Below are 18,800 nucleotides of genomic sequence, written 5' to 3' on the forward strand. Positions count from 1 at the left end.
TTGATGTATTTTTGATTTTGAGTCCGGACGGAATGCTTGGACTGCGCGCGCATTTGATCTCGCTCAAATTCAGACAAAGCCGCCAGGCCTATAGTTTTCGTAAAGCATATCATTCGATTTAGAGCTTTACGGAGATAATAAAATGTCACGCACAGATGCCGTAATCGATGCTTTCGCAGGTCCGGTTCTGGCCGGTTTCGCGATTGTTCTTCTTCTGTCTGCTCGTCATGCAGAGGCCTGGAAGCCGAGAAAAGGCTACCGCCAGATCCCGCACCACGCGCCACCGGCCGCCATTGCACAGCAGGGACCTGTCAGGCCGACAAGTCATGTGCGTTTCGCCCGTTTTGAGGGCTGACTCCCTTTGGCAAACCTGTCGTAAACGCTGATCACACCAGCTTCGCGCCAGCCGAAAGGTTCATCATGAGGGCAACGATATCTGTGTGAAGCGGTTCAATGACAGACAAATTCAAGAAAACCTGCCGTCGCTCGCTGTCCGTAGCGGCCTTGATGGTTCTGCCTTTTTTGGGGGGCTGCCTGTTCGTGACGGACACCAGCCGCATGAATGCGGATGTTTTCGTGCGCGAAACGGCACCGGTGTTCCAATATAATGATGTGAACTCCAACCGACAGCCGCCACGGGAGCGTCTGCCCGGCCAATTGTCGCCGCAGCCGCCAGATCTATTCCGCACACGCTTCCATCAGCAATATGGCTTACCTGTTCCGGGCCAGCCGTTGTCTTATGGCTTGCCAGTATCCAATCCGCTACACCGCGCCATGTATGGCGTGGTCAATGATGATGGCCACACGCTTCCAGCCATTCCCTACAGCCGCATCGATCAGCGTTTCCTACGGCAGGAAGTCAGTTATCAGACGAACGAACCGCCGGGCACGATTGTTGTCGATACCAACCAACATTTCCTTTATCTGGTGCAGGATGGCGGCAAGGCCGTCCGTTATGGCGTTGGGCTTGGAAAAGACGGATACGCCTGGTCTGGCCGTGGCAAAATTCAGTGGAAGGCCAAATGGCCACGCTGGACACCTCCGGATGAGATGGTGCAGCGTCAGCCTGAACTCGCTTCCGTATCTGCCCGCAACGGCGGCATGGTGCCCGGTTTGAACAACCCGCTTGGTGCGCGTGCGCTTTACATTTTCAAGGACGGCAAGGACACGCTGTACCGCGTTCATGGAACGCCTGACTGGCAGTCCGTTGGCAAGGCAACGTCATCCGGATGCGTGCGGTTGCTCAATCAGGACGTGATCGATCTCTATGAACGCGTGCCGCAGGGTGCGCCAATTGTGGTTATTTGAGCACGGTCGCCATTTGATCGTATCGCTGTGACTGCGGTTTAAAGCACCGGTTGCTGGAATTTAGGGATGCCTTAACTAATGTGGGAATAAATCCTTGACTGCGAAATGAGTACCGCACGTCAGTATGTGATGTCCCGCTTATGAAAGAATTCCGGCCTTCATGATGAACCCCGACCAACCAGATTTTTCCAAAAGATCCTTCCTGTCTTTGCTTGGCCTGTCTTCCGCGGCCCTGCTCACGGGCTGTGCATCTTCCGGCAACTACAATCCTTCCGCAGTCGCCAACAATATATCCGGTGGCGTTCGCCAGTTTTTTGGCGGTCGTTTGAGTGACGAAGAACTGAATGTCATGTACGGCTCGATTGAGGATGGCGGTTATGTCATCCCAGCCGTGCCTTTCAGGCAGATCGACTCGCGTTTTTACCGCCAGCGGGTTGTCGACCCGACCGGCGAACGGCCCGGCACCGTGGTTGTCGATACGCGGTCGCGCTTCCTCTACCTTGTTGAGCAGGGTGGTTCGGCCATGCGCTACGGCGTTGGCATCGGCCGCCAGGGTTTTGCATGGCAGGGTGAGGGCGTTATCCAGTGGCGTCAGAAATGGCCAAAGTGGACCCCGCCAGATGAAATGGTTGCCCGTCAGCCAGAACTCGCCAAATATTCTTCCAAGAATGGCGGCATGCAGCCTGGTTTGAAGAATCCGCTTGGCGCGCGTGCGCTCTACATCTTCCAGAACGGGCAGGATACGCTTTACCGCCTGCACGGTTCTCCCGAGTGGAATTCCATCGGCAAGGCCGTTTCCTCAGGCTGTGTACGTCTGATGAACCAGGACATCATTGACCTCTATGAGCGCGTTCCCAACAAGGCGCGTATCGTCGTCTGGCAGTAATTGTCCTGACATTAATATATGATTTCAAAACGCCGTATGCAGTGCGCATGCGGCGTTTTAGTTTTGGGTGTCGTTGAGCCGTGCGCTGAGGTTCTTGAGCGTGTCGCGTATGGCTGCCAATTCGTCAAATCCGCAGCCGGTTGCCTGGCCAATCGCCTGCATCACGCCAACCGCATCTTTCTTCAAGTCCCGTCCACGATCGGTCAGCGTAATCAATACCTGACGCTCGTCTTCAAGGCTGCGCTTGCGACTGATCAGCCCTGCTTGCTCAAGCCGCTTGAGGAGGGGGGAGAGGGTGCCTGAATCTAGGCCCAACATTTCGCCGAGCGCCTTGACGGTGGCGGTCTCTTTTTCCCAAAGGGCCATCATGGCTATATACTGCGGGTAAGTCAGGCCAAGCGGATCCAAAAGAGGTTTATAGGCCCGCGTAAATGCGTGGGCCGCACCGTAAAGGGCAAAGCAAATCTGATGTTCCAGTTGTAGATGCTTCTCAAGTTCATCCCTGTCCATGGCGTCTCCTGCAAATCCCTCGCGTAATGGAACAATCGGCGGGGCTGTAAGTTCCTTGGTCATGCCGCCAAAGATTATTTCTGACGTTGTTCTGCTTTTCACAGATAATATTTTTGATGGCAATGCGCAAAATTATATTGCGCGCAATTAAATGGAGTGATAGGTAATGCTTATCAAATCAACCGAAGGGAGTTAATGCCATGCCAATTCTGTACAAGACAAAAGCAAGTGCAACCGGTGGCCGCGCTGGCCGCGCCGTTTCGGAAAATGGTGTTCTGGATGTAACACTGACAGTTCCTAAAGAGCTCGGCGGCGACGGCGCAACCGGCACGAACCCAGAGCAGCTTTTTGCAGCCGGTTATTCGGCCTGCTTCCTCGGCGCGCTTAAGGTTGTTGCTGGCAAGGAAAAGGTAAAGATTTCTGAAGACACCACTGTGACAGCAACCGTGGGTATTGGTCCGCGCGAGGATGGCGGTGGTTTCGGAATTGATGTTGCTCTCAGCGTCCATATTCCAGGCGTCGAGCGCGAAGTGGCTGAAAAACTGGCTGCTGCAGCACACATCGTGTGCCCATACAGCCACGCCTTGCGCACCTCGACGGAAGTGCCTGTCACTGTTGAGTAATTGCAGTAATACGAACATAAAGCCGGCGGTTCATCCCGCCGGTTTTTTCATGGGTTTGTATGAAGGATGTTATCTGGAGATGTCGAGCAGGTCCTGCCGCAGACGGCTTGGGTCACCGCTGACGATACGCCGTTCAACATCCGCATGGACACTTTCCCAGATCGGAAAGGCGCTGACCAGCAGTTGCATGCCCGCTTCGGTCAAGCGCAGTCTTTTTCCCCGCTTGTCTCTGGGGTCGGGCTCAATGCTGACGAGGCCTTTTTTCTGAAGAGGTTTGAGGGCGGCCGTCAGTGTGGTCCTGTCCATGGCGAGCAGTTGCGCCACTGGTCCCATCGGCGGCGGTTCCGGTCTGTTGAGCGACATCAGCAGTGAGAACTGGCCATTGGTCATGCCCAAGGGCTTCAATGCATTGTCGAAACGCCGCGCCAGCGCACGCGCTGCCCTTTGTGCGTGAAGGCAAAGGCAACTATCGCGCACCAGAGGCGTTGTTGAAAAAGGAATCACTGTGACATTTGACATGGCTAATATATGTTGATATCAACGTAATTAGTCAAGCAAAAGCTGATCGAAGGAGGATTGATCATGTCTCATGCTGTCGTTTCCCAAAAGGAATGGCTGGAAGCCCGCAAAAACCTTCTCGTGCTGGAGAAGGAAGCCACACGTGCGCGAGACCGGCTGAATGAAGCGCGACGAGAACTGCCATGGGAGAAGGTCAGCAAGGACTACATTTTCGACGCACCGTCTGGTCCCAAAAATCTTTCCGAATTGTTTGATGGCCGCAGCCAGCTCATCATCTATCATTTCATGCTGGCACCGGACTGGGAGGAGGGCTGTGTCGGCTGTTCTTTCTTCGCCGATCACGTCGATGGCTCTGTCATACACATGCAGCATGCCGATGCCACATTCGTTGCCGTGTCTCGTGCGCCACTGGCAAAGATTGAGGCCTACAAGACACGTATGGGCTGGAAGTTTCCTTGGGTCTCGGCCGGGGACAGCGATTTCAATTACGACTATCAGGTGTCTTTCCGGGATGAAGAACTTTCAGACGGAGGGATCACTTATAACTACCGCGAGATACCGCCCATGGGCGACCTCAAGGATTTGCATGGTATCAGCGTGTTTGCAAAAGACGAAAATGGCGAGGTTTTCCATACCTATTCCACCTATGCCCGCGGCTGCGAACAGACCATCGGTACTTTGATGCTGCTGGATCTGGTGCCCAAGGGACGAAACGAAGACGGCGTGATGAACTGGGTGCGACGCCACGATCAGTACGAAGATGTACCGAAGGCCGCAAGCTGCTGCCATTGAAACATCATCTGGAAAGGCTGCAACACCGCCAACCGGATCATGCGTCAACAAAAGGATTTGGAGTGCTTAACACCCTTACGTAATCTCTGGAGGGAAAGATTATGGAAAGTGCCAAGCCGCAAAAACAGCATGAGTTCCTGCAACGGATCGTGGGTGACTGGGTTATGGTGTCCACATCGGGACATGTAGGCTATAATCCCGATGATCCCGAGCAGGTGTTTACCGAAACTGTTAAATCCATCGGCGGTCTTTGGATCGTTGGCGAAGGCAAGGGAAAGATGCCGGATGGCAGCCCGATGACTGCGCTTATTACGGTTGGCTATGACCCTGATAAGGGAGATTTTGTCGGCACCTGGGTCGGGTCTATGATGACCAACCTCTGGGTCTACAAGGGCCGGCTGGAAGCAGACGGCAAAACACTGACGCTGGAAGCCGAAGGTCCCGCCATGGATGGCACTGGCGGCACCGCCCTTTATCACGATGTCCTGACATTGCATGACGACAATAACAGAACATTTTCCGGCAGCGTCAGGCAGCCGGATGGCAGTTTCAAACAATTCATGTCTTCTGAATTTCGCCGGAAATGACAGCGGTTACGTTTGTGCCGCTTAACATGTGACCAATGGGAGAGTGCAATGTCTGATACGCATGGCAAGTTCATCTGGTATGAACTGATGACGCCCGATACCGAAGCTGCAGCACGGTTTTACGGTTTTGTTGTTGGATGGACGGCGGCGCCATTCGAAAATGCCGCCATGCCCTACACCATTTTCGAGACCAATGGTCGGGGTGTCGGCGGAATGATGGAACTGACCGACGAGTTTGCGAGAAGTGGCATACCACCGAACTGGACGGGTTATGTGGCTGTCGACAATGTCGATGAGACGGTGCGCAAGATCGACGCCGAAGGCGGAAGCATCATGCGCCCGGCGGAAGACATTCCAGAGGTTGGCAGGTTCGCCGTGGTGAAAGATCCTGACGGGGCGGTTCTGTGCATCATGACACCTCTGCCTATGGATAACCAGCCACCGGAAGCAGCTCCGGATGCACCCGGCCACGTCGGCTGGAGCGAGCTTTTCACTGACGACGTCGAACGGGCGAGTACCTTTTATGGCAGTGTCTTTGGTTGGACGAAGGACCATGATATGGACATGGGTGAAATGGGGCCATACCGCATTTTTGCCTATAAGGGCAAAGCCATTGGCGGCATGATGAAACGCTTGCCACAGGTTCCCGTTTGTCACTGGGGTTACTACTTCAATGTCGACGCCATCGATGAGGCCGTTACACGTGTCAGCACCGGCGGCGGCCAGGTAATAAACGGTCCCATGGAAGTGCCCGGCGGCAGCTGGATCGTCAATTGCCTTGACCCACATGGGGCCTATTTCTCGCTCGTCGCACCACGCAAGTAAACGTAGATATGTCCCCTTTGCCCTGACCCGGCAAAGGGGACATTTTTTATCCGAAGGACGCAAAGAAATCTTCGGGGTCATCGACCTCAATCAGTTTGCGTTTTTCGATCAGCCAGAAGCGGTTGGCAACATCCCTGATAAAGCTGCGGTCATGGGATACCAGAACGCAACTCGTGGTCTTGCCGGTCAGCTCTTCGCCAAGCGTTTCTTGGCCCTCGATGTCGAGATGGTTGGTTGGTTCATCCAGCAGGTAGAAATTGGGTGCCATCAACCGCAGCACCAGCATGCTGAGCCGTGCCTTTTGCCCGCCTGACAACAGACTGGTAGCGCGCTGTTGCATGATGATGCTGATGCCGGCCCCTGCCAGCAGGGTGTGAGCCTGCTGGTCGGAGATATCAAAACGCCGGGTTATTGCGGCAAGCGGCGTTTCCTCTGGTGACAACACATTCAGCGCCTGATCAGCGTAGCCAAGCACCAGCGACGGTGTTGCGCGGATACGGCCGGTCGCCGACGGCTGTTCAATCGCGGCCTTCAACATCCGTATCAGGCAGGATTTTCCAACACCATTGCGACCCAGCAGGACGATGCGGTCGCCCTGGCGAATGTATTGTTTGCCGGTCCTGAACAACAGCGTTCCGTCCGGTGTCGTCACGTCGGCGTCCTCAAGGCTAAGCAACACCTTGGCGTGTGTACGGCGGCTGGCCAATGCAATGTTGCCGCTCGACTGTTCGCGGTACGCAGGACGTGAAGCATCCTCCAGCTTTTCTGCGCGCTCCTTCAGTTGTTTTGTTTTGACGACAAGCAGGTCGCTGCCGGAATTGATGCCGATGTTCTTCAGCTTGGCGGCCTGCTGGCGCAGTTGCTGCGCCACCTTGATGTTGCGCTGATAGAGGCGTTCTTCCGAGGCATCCACTTCATCAAGTGCAATACGTGCCTTGCTGTAGGGCAGGGCAAAGGATTGTGAACGTTCCGGCCGAAGGAACAGGGTGCTGCGTGTTGTTGCATCCAGAAACGCCCGATCGTGGCTGGCAATGACGATTGCCGTTTCTCGGGGCAGCCCGGCCAGCCAGTTCTCAAGGACAGCTATTCGCTCCAGATCGAGGTGATTGGTCGGTTCGTCCAGCAGCAACACGTCGGGCTCGCGTATCCAGACCCTGGCCAGAAGGGCCTGTCGTTGCCAGCCGCCACTCAATTCAGAAAGCGACCGGCCCCTCATCTCAGCTGGTACCTCGAGCATATCCAGCAGCATGTCGACACGCCAGCTTTCCATGGTCGCCTGCTCGTCAGGCAGGCCACCGGAGACCATGTCGCGAAAAGAAAGCTTCGCCAGCGCCGGTGTTATATGCTGGGTAACATGGCCGATGGTGACGCCGCGCGCCGAGGTGAGCTGGCCTTCGGTTGTGTCTATTTCTCCTGCCATTGCCCGCAACAGGGTCGACTTGCCCCGCCCATTGGCGGCAACAAGGCCGATGCGGTCACCGGCCGAAATGCTCAGGTTAAGGTGCGTAAAAAGGGGTGTGGTGAGTGTGACGCCAAGGTCACGAATATTGATCAAAGTCATTGAAATTCTCGGGTCTGCCAAGCCGGAACCCATGGGAATTACCCATGAGAATATGCTGACGGTGCCTTCGGCAACACGACAGCAAAATCCGGCGATCAAGAACGTGCAGGCACAACGCAAAGGTCGTGCTGCGTATAACCGCTACGGTAGGCAAACCAGAGTGATATGTGTCCGGTCAGCCCCGCAAACGCATTTGCAGGGCAGAAAGGTGCGTGATCTGGCAAAAACGCCAGAAGCATGAAATGTCCATGCGAAGCCTCCTTTCAAAACCGGTTTCGGATGCCAATTCATAACACAGGCTGTTTTCTGAAACAATCAGCCGACATTGGCCACCTGGCGGTCAACTGCGCCGTGGCAGCCGGACGTGGTCAATGAAGGCCCGAAGTTTGGGTGCCAGATTACGACGGTTTGGGTAATAGAGATAAAACCCCGCAAAGCTCGGGCAATAACCATCCAGTATCGACACCAGCTGTCCACGTTCTATGTATGGACGAAATGTCTCTTCCATACCGAAGGTAATGCCGGCACCGGCGCAGGCCAGCTTGATCATCAGTTGCATATCATTGGTGGTAAATTCCGGTTCCACCGCCACGGTAAATTCACGGTCGTTTTCCGCAAACTCCCATCGATAGGGGGCAACGCCGGGACGGGCACGCCAACCGATACATCTGTGGTCGATCAGCTCTGCAGGATGTGAGGGTAGGCCATGGCGATCTCTGTAAGCTGGTGCGCAGACCGCAAGCTGACGCTGCTCGACCGAAACAGGCACCGCGATCATGTCTTGGGCAATCAACTCACCCAGTCGTACGCCCGCATCATATTGTTCGGCAACAATGTCGAACTCCTCATCGGTGACGACAATATCCAGCTGCACTTCTGGATAGGTTTCGGCAAAACTGGCCAGCAGCGGCCCGGACAGAAAGCGTTCGGCGATCGACGACACCGCTAGCCGCAATTGCCCGCGCACCGCACCGCTGAACGACGATGTGGTGAGGGTGGCCTGTACGAGATTGGCGATTGATGGTGACACATCGGCATAAAGCTGTTGCCCTGCTTCGGTCAGGCTGACGCTGCGTGTCGTGCGTTGGACGAGCGCAATGCCCATCGTTTCCTCAAGCTTGCGAATGGTCTGGCTGACCGCCGAGCGCGTGACACCAAGACGGTCGGCTGCGGCGCGGAAATTACGCTCCTCGGCGACCAGGCAAAAAGCTGATAGTGCATTGAGATCGATATTCATTGGTTAGAAAATCTAACTACTGAGTTCATGATTGAGGCGGTTATCACGACAATGCCTGTGAATTATCTTAATTGCAACAGCAGAGGCCGGAAAGGTCGAGCTGGCAAACCAAGGAGATGACACATGGCAATGAACAAAGTCGTTCTTATTACAGGCGCATCCAGTGGTATCGGTGCAGGCATTGCACGGGAACTTGCTGCCGCTGGCGCCAAGCTGGTTTTGGGCGCCCGTCGCACGGATCGCTTGGAGGCATTGGCAGACGAGTTACGTCTGACTGGTGCCGATGTGGTCGCCCATCCGTTGAATGTGACACACCGGGAAAGCGTCGCAGACTTCGTCGAGGCTGGTCGTAAGGCTTTCGGACAGGTCGACGTTATCGTCAATAATGCCGGTATCATGCCCTTGTCGCTGATGTCGTCGCTGAAGGTTGCCGAGTGGGACCGCATGATCGACGTCAACATCAAGGGTGTGCTCTACGGTGTTGCGGCGGTCCTGCCGGAAATGATCAACCGTAAGTCCGGTCAGATTATCAATATCGCCTCGATCGGTGCACTTGCAGTGTCTCCGACGGCAGCGGTCTATTGTGCGACTAAATTTGCGGTACGCGCCATCTCCGATGGTCTGCGTCAGGAGCACAAGGATATCAGGGTGACCTGCATCCATCCCGGCGTGGTGGAAAGCGAACTGGCTGACACCATCACCGATCCGGCAGCCGCCGAACTGATGAAAAGCTACCGCGCCATTGCGTTGAAGCCGGATGCCATTGGCCGCGCCGTGCGGTTTGCCATCGAACAACCTGATGGCGTTGACGTTAATGAAATCGTCGTGCGCCCGACGGCTGCGTGACGCGAGGAGGTCCAGCAAATGAAAATGGTTTCAACATCAATTGCGATGGCGCTCGCATCTGTCGCTGCAGATGCCAGCCCGTCCAGAGCGAACTCCATGATGAAAACAGAAAACACCGAGCAGACATCGCAAGCGGTTACACATCCTTACATTGGCATGTGGGTGACGGGCGACGGTCAGATCCGCCAGGAACTGTTGGCAAACGGGCGCTATGATGAAGCGCGCGGCCAACGCAAAAGCGCCTATCAGGGGCGTTACGAAGTCACCGGCAATCATATCGATTATTGGGATGACACCGGCTTTACTGCGGACGGCAAGTTTGTTGACGATGTGCTCTATCATGGCGGCATGATTTTTTACCGCGAGAAATAAGCCGTCGCCAGAACGTCATTAGATGCCACCGCCCGTGCTCTCTGGCCGGGCGGTGGCATATTTTATCGCTTCAGGCTTCCGAGAATGCCGCGCACAATCGCCCGACCGACCGATGTCGCGACCGAACGGGCGGCACTTTTCATTGCGGCTTCAATCACCGTCTCGCGCTGGTAACCACCGGTACGGCGTGGCGCAGAACCGCGCGAACCGGTTGTTGAGGCTTCTTTCGGTGCATCGCCAAATCCCGGCAGGGTCCATCGCCCTGCAGCGCTGTCCGGCTGCGCGGACTGCTCTTCGGCGGCACGCTTGGCGGCTTCGGCCTCAGCTGCTTTTTGAGCGCGGGCAGTCAGAATTTCAAACGCGGATTCACGGTCGAGGTCGGTGTCGTACTGTCCGGCAACCGGGCTGACATTCATCACGCTTTTCCGTTCCGCATCGGTCAAGGGACCGGCGCGACCAGAGGGTGGGCGAATGAGCGTGCGTTCCACGATTGAAGGCGCACCCTTCTCCTGCAGGGTTGAAACCAGCGCCTCACCGGTGCCGAGCGTGGTGATGACCTCCGCCGTGTTGAAGGCAGGGTTTTGGCGGAAGGTGTCGGCAGCGGTCTTGACCGCCTTCTGTTCGCGTGGGGTATAGGCGCGCAAGGCATGCTGCACACGGTTACCAAGCTGCGCCAATACTGTCTCTGGCACATCGAGCGGGTTCTGGGTCACGAAGTAGACGCCAACGCCTTTGGACCGGATCAGGCGGACAACCTGTTCCACGCGCTCGATCAGCACCTTAGGTGCGTCGTTGAACAGCAGGTGCGCTTCGTCGAAGAAGAACACCAGTTTTGGTTTGTCCGGGTCACCCACTTCAGGCAGTTCTTCAAACAGTTCCGACAGCAGCCACAACAGGAAGGTGCCGTAGAGGCGAGGGTTCATCATCAGCTTTTCAGCCGACAGAACAGAAACAGCGCCACGTCCATCATTGGTAACACGCATGATGTCGCTGATTTTCAGGGCTGGCTCACCGAAGAAATGTTCAGCACCCTGTTGTTCCAACACCAGCAGACCACGCTGCAACGAACCGACCGATGACTTGGAAATCAGGCCAAACTGTCCGGAAAGCTCGGAGGCATTTTCCGCCATGTAGTTGAGCAGGGATTGCAGGTCTTTCAGGTCGAGAAGCGGCAGGCCACCCTTGTCTGCAATCTTGAAGGCAATGTTAAGCACACCTTCCTGCGCTTCGGACGCATCCATCAATCGCGCCAGCAACAGCGGTCCCATTTCGGCAATAGTTGCGCGCACCCGGTGGCCTTTTTCACCATAGAGATCCCAGAAAATGACCGGGAATTCCTGGAAGGCGAAATCAGAAAAACCGATCTGTTCAGCGCGTTTGCTGACCCAGTCTTTTGCCTCGCCAATGGCGGCAATGCCGGAGAGGTCGCCTTTGATATCGGCGCAGAATACCGGCACGCCGGCATTGGAAAAGCTTTCTGCCAGAACCTGCAAAGTCACGGTTTTACCGGTACCGGTCGCACCGGTAATCAAGCCGTGCCTGTTGCCGAATTTAAGCTCCAGATATTCGCCCTTGTTGAGAGTGTCGTCCGGATTGCGGCTTGTGCCGATGTAGAGTTTTCCATCCTGCAACATGTGGGCATCTCTCCTGTTAGGCGTCTGACTGTAAACTGGTACACTCGCAAATACACGAGGCACGCTTCGTTGTTTATCAATCTATTGCAATGTTCTTGTAAGGCTGCAAGCAATGTCCAACAACAAGTTGCTGTGCGCCATGCTAATCACTGCATAGTTTGCCACAGTGGCTTGAGTCGGCAAGATATTTGTTTTACCTTGACGTTAACGTCAAAATAATCAGGAGGTGACGATATGAACCAACTCGTAACGCAGGTGGCCGACAAGGTCGGTATCAGCCCGGAAGTGGCTGAAAAGGCCGTTGGCATGATGCTGGGTTTTCTGCAGCGCGAAGCCGATGACGGTGCAATCGCCCGCATGATCGAAGCCATTCCCGGTGCGACCGAGCTGGTTGCGCGCTTTAACGGTGAAGGCGCCGGTGGCGGCGGCGGTCTGCTGGGTGGCTTGATGAGCGCCATCGGTGGTGGCGGCATCATGGGGCTTGGCCAGCAGTTGATGAGCCAGGGCCTTGGCATGGGCGAGATTACCGCTCTTGCAAAGGAAACCATCGCAGTTGCCCGCCAGCACGCTGGTGATGAAGTTGTCGATCAGGTTATCGCCTCCGTTCCAGGTCTCAGCCAGTTCACCTGATCAGAAATTGATCGCCTGAAGTTTCAAAGGGTGCATCTGCGGTTCGAACGCAGATGCACCTTTTTTTGGGAGGCTGGTCAAGGGACAGGGCAGGGCTCAGCCGGACGCTGCAGCAAAATTGCGCCGCGCCTTTTCAATTTCGGCATGATGGGTTTCCGCCCAGATCCATACTCCGCAAAATGCACCGCCCAGACTGCGGCCAAGATTGGTCAGGCTATAATCGACATGCGGTGGAATAACTGGATGCACGGTGCGTTTCACCAGCCCGTCACTCTCCATCTGCCGAAGTGTCTTGGTCAGCATCTTCTGGCTGATGCCGCCCACCAACTTGCCCAGTTGTGTAAACCGCACGGTGCCGTGTTCTTCCAGAACCTCCAGAATGAGCATCGTCCATTTGTCTGCCACCTTGGCGATGATGTCCTGCACCAGCGCTTCAATCACCGGGTCAACATTATCAGGTATCTCATCATGCAGGCGTTTTTCGATGATCGGATCGACGGAATGCCTTTTCATGCAGACACTCTCCTTTTGGTAAGTATAAATCTTTTGGGTGCCTTCTTTCGATTGGAGAGGATGATAGCTAATCTTTGTCCAGACAACAAGGAAAGGTCATCGCCATGAAAACCACAGGTAACACCATTCTCATCACTGGCGGCGGTTCCGGCATTGGTCGTGCACTGGCCGAAGCATTTCATGCCCTCGGCAATCAGGTCATCATCAGCGGTAGACGCGCTAACGTTCTGGACGAGGTCACCAAGGCAAATCCCGGCATGGCATCCTTTGTCATGGATGCGACGGACGCAGCCGACATCAGCGCATTCGCCGACAAAGTCGTGGCTGCCTATCCCGCCCTCAACGCCGTCATCAACAATGCAGGCATCATGAAAAACGAAGCCATTCCGTCAGCGCCTGACTACCTTGCGATTGCGGAAGAAACCATCGCCACCAATCTTCTGGCGCCCATTCGCCTGACGGCGGCATTGCTGCCGCATTTCCTGAAACAGAAGAATGCGACCGTGTTGACCGTATCGTCAGGCCTTGCCTTTGTGCCGATGGTTGCAACCCCAACCTATAGCGCCACCAAGTCGGCCATCCATGCCTATTCGGTGACGCTGCGCGAGCAGCTAAAGGCAACGCCGGTCGAGGTGATCGAGATTGTTCCGCCTTATGTGCAGACCACCCTGCAGGGTGAACATCAGGCAACGGACGAACGCGCCATGCCATTGGAAGCCTTCATCACGGAAGTCATGGATATCCTGACAAATCGTCCGGATGAAAAGGAAGTGGTGGTCGAGCGCTGCAAGCCGCTGCGTTTTTCCGTTGAAAACGGTGCTTTCGACAAGGTCTTCCAGATGGTCAATTCCATCCACGCATAAACAGGTGCGGTCCAGACAGACAACATCCGGCAACCATCACCCGTTGCCGGATGTGTTTTTATCCAGAACGTCCTGCAGCGCCGATATGAACACGCTGACCTTGGCTGGCAGCAGCTTGCGAGCGGGATAAACCGCCCAGATAGCGATTGTCTGAGGCGCCGCATCCTCCAGCTTGACCTCTACCAGTCGCCCGGACTGCAAGTCCTTCTTGACATTCCAGTTGGCAAGCAGGGCAATGCCGCCACCGGCAATACTAACCGCATGGCATCCCTCGATGCTGGTCGCGGAAAAGCGCGGGTTCAGCCGCATATGTCGTTCATGTCCATCGGCGATGAAGTTCCACTGCTGGATGTTGGCAATCGGCAGGCAGTCATGCTGTTGCAGTTCTTCGAGCGTGCGCGGCGTGCCGTATTTTTCGAGGTAATCGGGTGACGCCACAAGAACACGCGGATTGTCTGCCAATTTGCGGGCAATCAGATTGCTGTCCTTTAACCTGGCAATACGAATGGCCAGATCCATACCGCTGGACACCAGATCGGGCAGGGCATCGTTGAGATCAAGGGAAATGCGCAAGGAGGGATGGGCCTCTAGCAGTTGTGGCACGAGAGGTGCCACAAATTGGATGCCAAAAGCCACAGGAACGGACACGCGCAGCAAGCCGCTTGCCTTTTGTGTGCCAGAATTAAACTGGGCGAGTGCTTCTTCGGTATTTTCCACCAGTGCCTGCGCGTAAGGTAGAAATGTCTCGCCCTCCGCTGTTAGCGAAAGCGAGCGGGTGGTACGGTGCATCAGGCGCACCCCAACCGTTGCCTCCAGTGCAGCCAGGCGACGTGTGGCCGTCATGGACGGCATGCCAAGCCGTCTTGCCGCCTCGGACAGGCTACCAGCAGCAACAGCCGTGGTGAAAACCAACACGTCTTGGATATTCATTATATCAATTTCCGTTATACGGGTTGAACTATATGGGGCACTAAATCTTATTTTGATTAAATTGTATATCTGCGCCAACTCTTCGGCCAGAAAGGCGTGAAACATGAACACGACAAAGACCAGTGCACCGCAGGCACATGCCAGCTTGAGCAAGTGGAGCTTGCTGGCAATGGCGGTTGCCAGCGGCATTGCCGCTGCAAATATCTATTACAGCCAGCCGATGCTCGGCATCATAAAGGCAGGTTTCCCGCATGATGCGATCACCAGCTTTGTACCGACCGCCACACAGCTCGGATTTGCATTCGGCCTGCTGCTGCTTCTGCCGCTCGGGGACATCGTAAATCGCCGATATCTCATCATCGGGCAATTTGTGGCTCTGTCTGTCGCGCTGGCGGCAACGGCCGTCGCACCAACCGCATGGATCTTGGTCATCGCCTCATTTGCCGTCGGCGTCGGGTCCGCGGTCGCTCAACAGATTGTACCCTTTGCAGCCTCGCTGGCAGCACCGGAAAAACGTGGCGCCACCATCGGTACCGTTATGGCCGGTCTCCTGTCAGGCATTCTGTTAAGCCGCACCCTGTCCGGTTTTGTCGGCCAGCATGCCGGCTGGCGGGAAATGTTCTGGATCGGCGTGCCGATGGCACTTTTTGCCGCCGCATTGATGTTCGTTGCCCTTCCAAACCACAAGCCATCGTCGCGCATGGCTTATCGTCAGGCGATGGTGTCCTTGGTGCACATCTGGAAGCGTGAACCGGATTTGCGTATCGCTGCATTGGTGCAGGCGGCGCTGTTCGGCTCCTTCTCGGCATTCTGGACCATCCTTGCGCTTTACCTGCAAGGTCCTGACTTCCATCTGGGTGCAGATGTCGCTGGTCTGTTCGGTGTGGTGGGTGCTGTCGGCATCTTCGCAGCACCGCTGGCAGGCCGTATCGCTGACAGTCGTGGACCACACTTCGTGGTATGGTCAGGCGCGGTTCTGGCTCTTGTCTCCTGGATTGTCTTCGGCGCATGGGCGTCGTTGGCAGCACTGGTTATTGGCGTCATCATCCTCGACTTCGGGGTGCAGAGTGCCCTCGTGTCCAACCAGCACATCATCTATGCGCTGGATCAGGAAGCCCGTAGCCGCATCAACACCATCTTTATGACCAGTATGTTTCTGGGAGGTGCTAGCGGTTCTGCTCTCGCAACCGCCGCCTGGGGCTATGATGGATGGACTGCCGTCAGTGTTCTGGGCGCGGTGCTTGCCATTGCTGCTCTCGGCGTTCGGGTGTTCGACCATCGAACCCGCACCGCAATGGCTCGGTAAGATAGGCCCGAGAGGCAGGGAAAGGACGGCTTCGGTCGTCCTTTCCCTATGCGGAAGGAACATTTCAGGCGACACTGCGTTTGGGGCAAAGGTGCAACCTGACATGAGGTGTCCGGAGCATTCTGTTTGCGTGTATCAGAAGCTCGTTAATTAGCATTCCCTTTAAAGTTGAAGCATGTCAAAAACATTGTCGCAACCGGTGCCTGAAATGTCGTTCAGCTACGACACCGGATTGTGGTCTTTGAAGAATGACGCCCGGCAAGATGGGCTCATCCGCTGAAGCCACCCTGAGAAAAGAGCGCGCTTCACCTCTGCTGATGCTGATGTCGAAAGCCCTTTCCGGCACCGGTGATTTTTTCAGATCTGCGAAAGGAGAACACATGTTTGTTCTCATTATTGGGGTTGTTGCAGCCATACTGGCTCTGGCGATACTGTATCCCGGTGTTCAACTCGCAATGGCTGGCGGAAGCGTCTTTTATGTCGTTATCGGCATTGGTCTGTTGCTGGCGTCCATCCAGCTCATTCGCCGTCGACAATCCGGCTATTTTCTCTACGCATTGCTTTTGATCGCCACCTTCGTGTGGACTATCTGGGAAGTGGGTTTCGACAAGTGGCAATGGATACCGCGCGGTGCATTGCTGACCTTCCTGGGATTATTGCTCAGCCTACCGCTGGTGCCCTATGGCCTTAAAACCAAAGGCAAAAGCGTTGCTTTGTTGCGCATGACAGTTTTTGTTATCGCTGTATTGGGTGTCGTGTCATGGTTTGTCGACCCGCGGCTGATTGATGGCGAACTTCAACCGCAAACCGCCCAGGCCGAGCCCGCTGCGACTGGCACGCCGGCTTACCCGGCAGATGATTGGATTGCCTATGGCGGCAACAATCTCGGCCAACGTTATTCCTCCCTCAGTGATATCAACGTCGATACTGTCAAGGGGCTGACCGTTGCCTGGGAACACCATACCGGCGATTTGAAAACTGCCAATGACAGCAAGGAGTTTACCTTCGAGGTGGCACCTTTGAAGGTCAACGGACTGCTGTATCTCTGCACGCCACACAACATTGTCGAGGCACTGGTCCCGGAAACGGGGGAGGTTAAATGGAAGTTTGACCCTGAGCTGAAACCCAGCACATTCTTCCAACACCAGACATGCCGTGGTGTGTCCTATAATGACAGCAGCGATTTTGTCGCCGCCCCTGCAGTACCTGCTGCCACATCAGTTCCTGTAGCACCCACTGCTCCGGCAACCGATGGCACGACACAGCCACAGCCACAAACGCAGGCTCAAACCCAAACACCGCAAGTGGTCGCGCCGGCTCCGGCTACATTGACCTGCCCACGCCGTATCATTTCCACCACGGTTGATGGTCGCCTTTATGCGCTGAATGCCGATACCGGTGCACTTTGCACCGAGTTTGGCGAAAATGGTTATGTCAATCTTCTGGCGCAAATGCCGATGTTGCATGAATCCTCTTACATGCAGACATCAGCGCCTTTGGTGACGAAAAACCTCATCATCATCGGCGGTTCGGTGTCTGACAATTATTACGAGGACAATACCTCGGGCGTGATCCGCGCCTATGATGTGCGCACGGGCAAAATCGTCTGGAAATTCGATGCCGGAAAACCGGATGAAACAGCGCCTCTCGCCGCCGGTGAAACCTATGAGGCCAACTCTCCCACCGCATGGACAACCTTCAGTGCCGATGAAGCGCTGGGTCTTGTCTATGTGCCTTTCGGCAACAAGTCTCCTGATCAGTTCGGTATGAACCGCACTGAAGAGGACACGCAATTTGTCGATGCGCTGGCAGCACTCGATATTGAAACAGGCAAGTTGCGCTGGAAATTCCAGACCTCCTATCACGATCTTTGGGACCGTGATAATCCGTCTCAGCCGACACTTCTCGACCTTCCCAAGGACGGCAAGAATGTACCGGCGGTGATCATGCCGACCAAGGGCGGCAACTTGTGGGTTCTCAACCGCCAGGACGGCACGCCGATCTTACCGGTCAGTGAACAGAAGGTCAGCACGGAAACCGATGTACCCAATGAAAAACCGTCACCGGTACAACCTGTCTCGTCGCTGAACTTCACACCGGCACCGCTGCGTGAAGTCGACATGTGGGGTGTCTCACCGATCGACCAGGCGATGTGCCGTCTGGCATTCAAGCAGGCACGATACGATGGAAATCCGTTTACACCTCCGGGTATCGGCAAACCTTCGCTTGTCTGGCCGGGTAATATTGGTGTGTTCAACTGGGGGTCGATCGCGGTTGATCCGGTCAACAAATGGCTGATCGGCACACCGCAATATCTGCCCTATCTTTATCAGGCCTATCCACGCAAACCGGATGATTTGAATGCCCGTCTCTTCACCAAGGAGGGCACTAACCCTGGCAATGAAAATCTAGGTGGGCCATTTGGCATAAGCATCCTTAACTTCCGGTCCGGCATCGGGCTGCCATGCAATACACCGCCATGGGGTGAAATGGTTGGCGTCGACCTGACAACGGGCAAAACCGCGTGGAAACGTCGCAACGGCACGGTGCAGGACCAGAAGATATTGGGATACTCATGGCCGATCCCGTTGCCGATGGGCATCCTCGCCCATGGTGGCACCTTGACCACGGCAGGCGGTGTGTCCTTCACCGCTGCCACGCTCGACAACTATCTGCGAGCTTACGACATGAAGTCAGGTGAAAAACTGTGGCAGGCCCGTCTGCCGGCGGGCGGGCAGGCAACGCCCGTCACCTATCGCGGAGCAGATGGCAAACAATATGTCGTCATTGCCGCCGGTGGTCATGGCTCAATCGGCACGACACTGGGTGACAGTGTTATTGCCTATCGGCTGAACTGA

General features: G+C 55.5%; 20 protein-coding genes. 13 read left to right on the forward strand and 7 right to left on the reverse strand.

Annotated elements, in window-relative coordinates; genetic code table 11:
• The first annotated feature begins 142 nt into the window (after positions 1–142).
• The 3 genes from PYL13_RS05430 (at position 143) to PYL13_RS05440 (ending at position 2,194) form a co-directional block, all read left to right on the forward strand.
• Complete coding sequence (locus PYL13_RS05430; RefSeq protein ID WP_259145641.1) at positions 143–355, forward strand: hypothetical protein; 213 nt, start codon at positions 143–145, stop codon at positions 353–355.
• Positions 356–453: 98 nt separating this feature from the next.
• Positions 454–1,308 carry a L,D-transpeptidase gene (locus PYL13_RS05435; protein ID WP_250983121.1) on the forward strand — a complete coding sequence of 285 codons (855 nt, stop codon included), beginning with the start codon at positions 454–456 and terminating at the stop codon, positions 1,306–1,308.
• 160 nt (positions 1,309–1,468) lie between these two features.
• Positions 1,469–2,194 carry a L,D-transpeptidase gene (locus PYL13_RS05440; protein ID WP_405049383.1) on the forward strand — a complete coding sequence of 242 codons (726 nt, stop codon included), beginning with the start codon at positions 1,469–1,471 and terminating at the stop codon, positions 2,192–2,194.
• Positions 2,195–2,251: 57 nt separating this feature from the next.
• Here PYL13_RS05440 and PYL13_RS05445 read toward each other — a convergent pair whose 3' ends face one another.
• Complete coding sequence (locus PYL13_RS05445) at positions 2,252–2,704, reverse strand: MarR family winged helix-turn-helix transcriptional regulator (protein WP_250983120.1); 453 nt, start codon at positions 2,702–2,704, stop codon at positions 2,252–2,254.
• A 200-nt stretch (positions 2,705–2,904) separates the two neighbouring features.
• Here PYL13_RS05445 and PYL13_RS05450 point away from each other — a divergent pair, with 200 nt between their 5' ends.
• Positions 2,905–3,327: an organic hydroperoxide resistance protein gene (locus PYL13_RS05450; RefSeq protein ID WP_250983119.1), complete on the forward strand. Its 423-nt coding sequence runs from the start codon at positions 2,905–2,907 to the stop codon at positions 3,325–3,327.
• A gap of 69 nt (positions 3,328–3,396) precedes the next feature.
• On the opposite strand, the gene PYL13_RS05455 is transcribed toward PYL13_RS05450, so the two are convergent.
• On the reverse strand, positions 3,397–3,846 hold the full coding sequence (locus PYL13_RS05455; RefSeq protein WP_275640682.1) for a MarR family winged helix-turn-helix transcriptional regulator: 450 nt from the start codon (positions 3,844–3,846) through the stop codon (positions 3,397–3,399).
• Between the two features lie 63 nt (positions 3,847–3,909).
• On the opposite strand from PYL13_RS05455, the gene PYL13_RS05460 reads away from it, so the two are divergent.
• The 3 genes from PYL13_RS05460 to PYL13_RS05470 all read left to right on the forward strand — a co-directional run bounded on the left by PYL13_RS05460 (position 3,910) and on the right by PYL13_RS05470 (position 6,050).
• Complete coding sequence (locus PYL13_RS05460; RefSeq protein WP_275640683.1) at positions 3,910–4,638, forward strand: DUF899 domain-containing protein; 729 nt, start codon at positions 3,910–3,912, stop codon at positions 4,636–4,638.
• Between the two features lie 101 nt (positions 4,639–4,739).
• On the forward strand, positions 4,740–5,225 hold the full coding sequence (locus tag PYL13_RS05465; RefSeq protein ID WP_275640684.1) for a DUF1579 domain-containing protein: 486 nt from the start codon (positions 4,740–4,742) through the stop codon (positions 5,223–5,225).
• 48 nt (positions 5,226–5,273) lie between these two features.
• On the forward strand, positions 5,274–6,050 hold the full coding sequence (locus tag PYL13_RS05470; RefSeq protein ID WP_275640685.1) for a VOC family protein: 777 nt from the start codon (positions 5,274–5,276) through the stop codon (positions 6,048–6,050).
• Between the two features lie 46 nt (positions 6,051–6,096).
• Here PYL13_RS05470 and PYL13_RS05475 read toward each other — a convergent pair whose 3' ends face one another.
• Positions 6,097–7,611, reverse strand: a complete 1,515-nt coding sequence (locus PYL13_RS05475; protein WP_275640686.1) for an ABC-F family ATP-binding cassette domain-containing protein — start codon at positions 7,609–7,611, stop codon at positions 6,097–6,099.
• Between the two features lie 340 nt (positions 7,612–7,951).
• Positions 7,952–8,848 carry a LysR family transcriptional regulator gene (locus tag PYL13_RS05480; protein ID WP_275640687.1) on the reverse strand — a complete coding sequence of 299 codons (897 nt, stop codon included), beginning with the start codon at positions 8,846–8,848 and terminating at the stop codon, positions 7,952–7,954.
• A 123-nt stretch (positions 8,849–8,971) separates the two neighbouring features.
• Here PYL13_RS05480 and PYL13_RS05485 point away from each other — a divergent pair, with 123 nt between their 5' ends.
• Both PYL13_RS05485 and PYL13_RS05490 read left to right on the forward strand, forming a co-directional pair.
• Entirely contained in the window at positions 8,972–9,694 is a 723-nt protein-coding gene (locus PYL13_RS05485; RefSeq protein ID WP_275640688.1) for an SDR family oxidoreductase, read from the forward strand.
• 18 nt (positions 9,695–9,712) lie between these two features.
• Positions 9,713–10,066 (forward strand): Atu4866 domain-containing protein, encoded by a 354-nt coding sequence (locus PYL13_RS05490; RefSeq protein ID WP_192487242.1) that lies wholly within the window; start codon positions 9,713–9,715, stop codon positions 10,064–10,066.
• 62 nt (positions 10,067–10,128) lie between these two features.
• Here the strand turns inward: PYL13_RS05490 and PYL13_RS05495 are convergent, their stop codons facing one another.
• Entirely contained in the window at positions 10,129–11,700 is a 1,572-nt protein-coding gene (locus tag PYL13_RS05495; RefSeq protein ID WP_275640689.1) for a helicase HerA-like C-terminal domain-containing protein, read from the reverse strand.
• Positions 11,701–11,934: 234 nt separating this feature from the next.
• Here PYL13_RS05495 and PYL13_RS05500 point away from each other — a divergent pair, with 234 nt between their 5' ends.
• Positions 11,935–12,330 (forward strand): hypothetical protein, encoded by a 396-nt coding sequence (locus PYL13_RS05500; RefSeq protein ID WP_250983109.1) that lies wholly within the window; start codon positions 11,935–11,937, stop codon positions 12,328–12,330.
• Positions 12,331–12,426: 96 nt separating this feature from the next.
• On the opposite strand, the gene PYL13_RS05505 is transcribed toward PYL13_RS05500, so the two are convergent.
• On the reverse strand, positions 12,427–12,843 hold the full coding sequence (locus PYL13_RS05505; RefSeq protein WP_250983108.1) for a winged helix-turn-helix transcriptional regulator: 417 nt from the start codon (positions 12,841–12,843) through the stop codon (positions 12,427–12,429).
• A gap of 104 nt (positions 12,844–12,947) precedes the next feature.
• Between PYL13_RS05505 and PYL13_RS05510 the strand changes: the two genes are divergently transcribed.
• Positions 12,948–13,706 carry an SDR family oxidoreductase gene (locus tag PYL13_RS05510; protein WP_275640690.1) on the forward strand — a complete coding sequence of 253 codons (759 nt, stop codon included), beginning with the start codon at positions 12,948–12,950 and terminating at the stop codon, positions 13,704–13,706.
• Between the two features lie 36 nt (positions 13,707–13,742).
• Here the strand turns inward: PYL13_RS05510 and PYL13_RS05515 are convergent, their stop codons facing one another.
• Complete coding sequence (locus PYL13_RS05515) at positions 13,743–14,636, reverse strand: LysR family transcriptional regulator (RefSeq protein ID WP_275640691.1); 894 nt, start codon at positions 14,634–14,636, stop codon at positions 13,743–13,745.
• A 103-nt stretch (positions 14,637–14,739) separates the two neighbouring features.
• Here PYL13_RS05515 and PYL13_RS05520 point away from each other — a divergent pair, with 103 nt between their 5' ends.
• Together PYL13_RS05520 and PYL13_RS05525 are read left to right on the forward strand one after the other, a co-directional pair.
• A complete protein-coding gene (locus PYL13_RS05520; RefSeq protein ID WP_250983105.1) occupies positions 14,740–15,942 on the forward strand; it encodes an MFS transporter in 1,203 nt (400 codons plus the stop codon).
• A 380-nt stretch (positions 15,943–16,322) separates the two neighbouring features.
• Entirely contained in the window at positions 16,323–18,800 is a 2,478-nt protein-coding gene (locus PYL13_RS05525) for a membrane-bound PQQ-dependent dehydrogenase, glucose/quinate/shikimate family (protein ID WP_275640692.1), read from the forward strand.

The organism is Agrobacterium sp. Azo12 (genome assembly GCF_029193765.2).
Classification (GTDB): Bacteria; Pseudomonadota; Alphaproteobacteria; order Rhizobiales; family Rhizobiaceae; genus Agrobacterium.

Excerpts from the sequence above, each read along its gene's own strand:
- PYL13_RS05430 (WP_259145641.1), top strand. The coding sequence starts at position 143 with ATGTCACGCACAGATGCCGTAATCGATGCTTTCGCAGGTCCGGTTCTG.
- PYL13_RS05435 (WP_250983121.1), top strand. The coding sequence starts at position 454 with ATGACAGACAAATTCAAGAAAACCTGCCGTCGCTCGCTGTCCGTAGCG.
- PYL13_RS05440 (WP_405049383.1), top strand. The coding sequence starts at position 1,469 with ATGATGAACCCCGACCAACCAGATTTTTCCAAAAGATCCTTCCTGTCT.
- PYL13_RS05445 (WP_250983120.1), bottom strand. The coding sequence starts at position 2,704 with ATGGACAGGGATGAACTTGAGAAGCATCTACAACTGGAACATCAGATT.
- PYL13_RS05450 (WP_250983119.1), top strand. The coding sequence starts at position 2,905 with ATGCCAATTCTGTACAAGACAAAAGCAAGTGCAACCGGTGGCCGCGCT.
- PYL13_RS05455 (WP_275640682.1), bottom strand. The coding sequence starts at position 3,846 with ATGTCAAATGTCACAGTGATTCCTTTTTCAACAACGCCTCTGGTGCGC.
- PYL13_RS05460 (WP_275640683.1), top strand. The coding sequence starts at position 3,910 with ATGTCTCATGCTGTCGTTTCCCAAAAGGAATGGCTGGAAGCCCGCAAA.
- PYL13_RS05465 (WP_275640684.1), top strand. The coding sequence starts at position 4,740 with ATGGAAAGTGCCAAGCCGCAAAAACAGCATGAGTTCCTGCAACGGATC.
- PYL13_RS05470 (WP_275640685.1), top strand. The coding sequence starts at position 5,274 with ATGTCTGATACGCATGGCAAGTTCATCTGGTATGAACTGATGACGCCC.
- PYL13_RS05475 (WP_275640686.1), bottom strand. The coding sequence starts at position 7,611 with ATGACTTTGATCAATATTCGTGACCTTGGCGTCACACTCACCACACCC.
- PYL13_RS05480 (WP_275640687.1), bottom strand. The coding sequence starts at position 8,848 with ATGAATATCGATCTCAATGCACTATCAGCTTTTTGCCTGGTCGCCGAG.
- PYL13_RS05485 (WP_275640688.1), top strand. The coding sequence starts at position 8,972 with ATGGCAATGAACAAAGTCGTTCTTATTACAGGCGCATCCAGTGGTATC.
- PYL13_RS05490 (WP_192487242.1), top strand. The coding sequence starts at position 9,713 with ATGAAAATGGTTTCAACATCAATTGCGATGGCGCTCGCATCTGTCGCT.
- PYL13_RS05495 (WP_275640689.1), bottom strand. The coding sequence starts at position 11,700 with ATGTTGCAGGATGGAAAACTCTACATCGGCACAAGCCGCAATCCGGAC.
- PYL13_RS05500 (WP_250983109.1), top strand. The coding sequence starts at position 11,935 with ATGAACCAACTCGTAACGCAGGTGGCCGACAAGGTCGGTATCAGCCCG.
- PYL13_RS05505 (WP_250983108.1), bottom strand. The coding sequence starts at position 12,843 with ATGAAAAGGCATTCCGTCGATCCGATCATCGAAAAACGCCTGCATGAT.
- PYL13_RS05510 (WP_275640690.1), top strand. The coding sequence starts at position 12,948 with ATGAAAACCACAGGTAACACCATTCTCATCACTGGCGGCGGTTCCGGC.
- PYL13_RS05515 (WP_275640691.1), bottom strand. The coding sequence starts at position 14,636 with ATGAATATCCAAGACGTGTTGGTTTTCACCACGGCTGTTGCTGCTGGT.
- PYL13_RS05520 (WP_250983105.1), top strand. The coding sequence starts at position 14,740 with ATGAACACGACAAAGACCAGTGCACCGCAGGCACATGCCAGCTTGAGC.
- PYL13_RS05525 (WP_275640692.1), top strand. The coding sequence starts at position 16,323 with ATGTTTGTTCTCATTATTGGGGTTGTTGCAGCCATACTGGCTCTGGCG.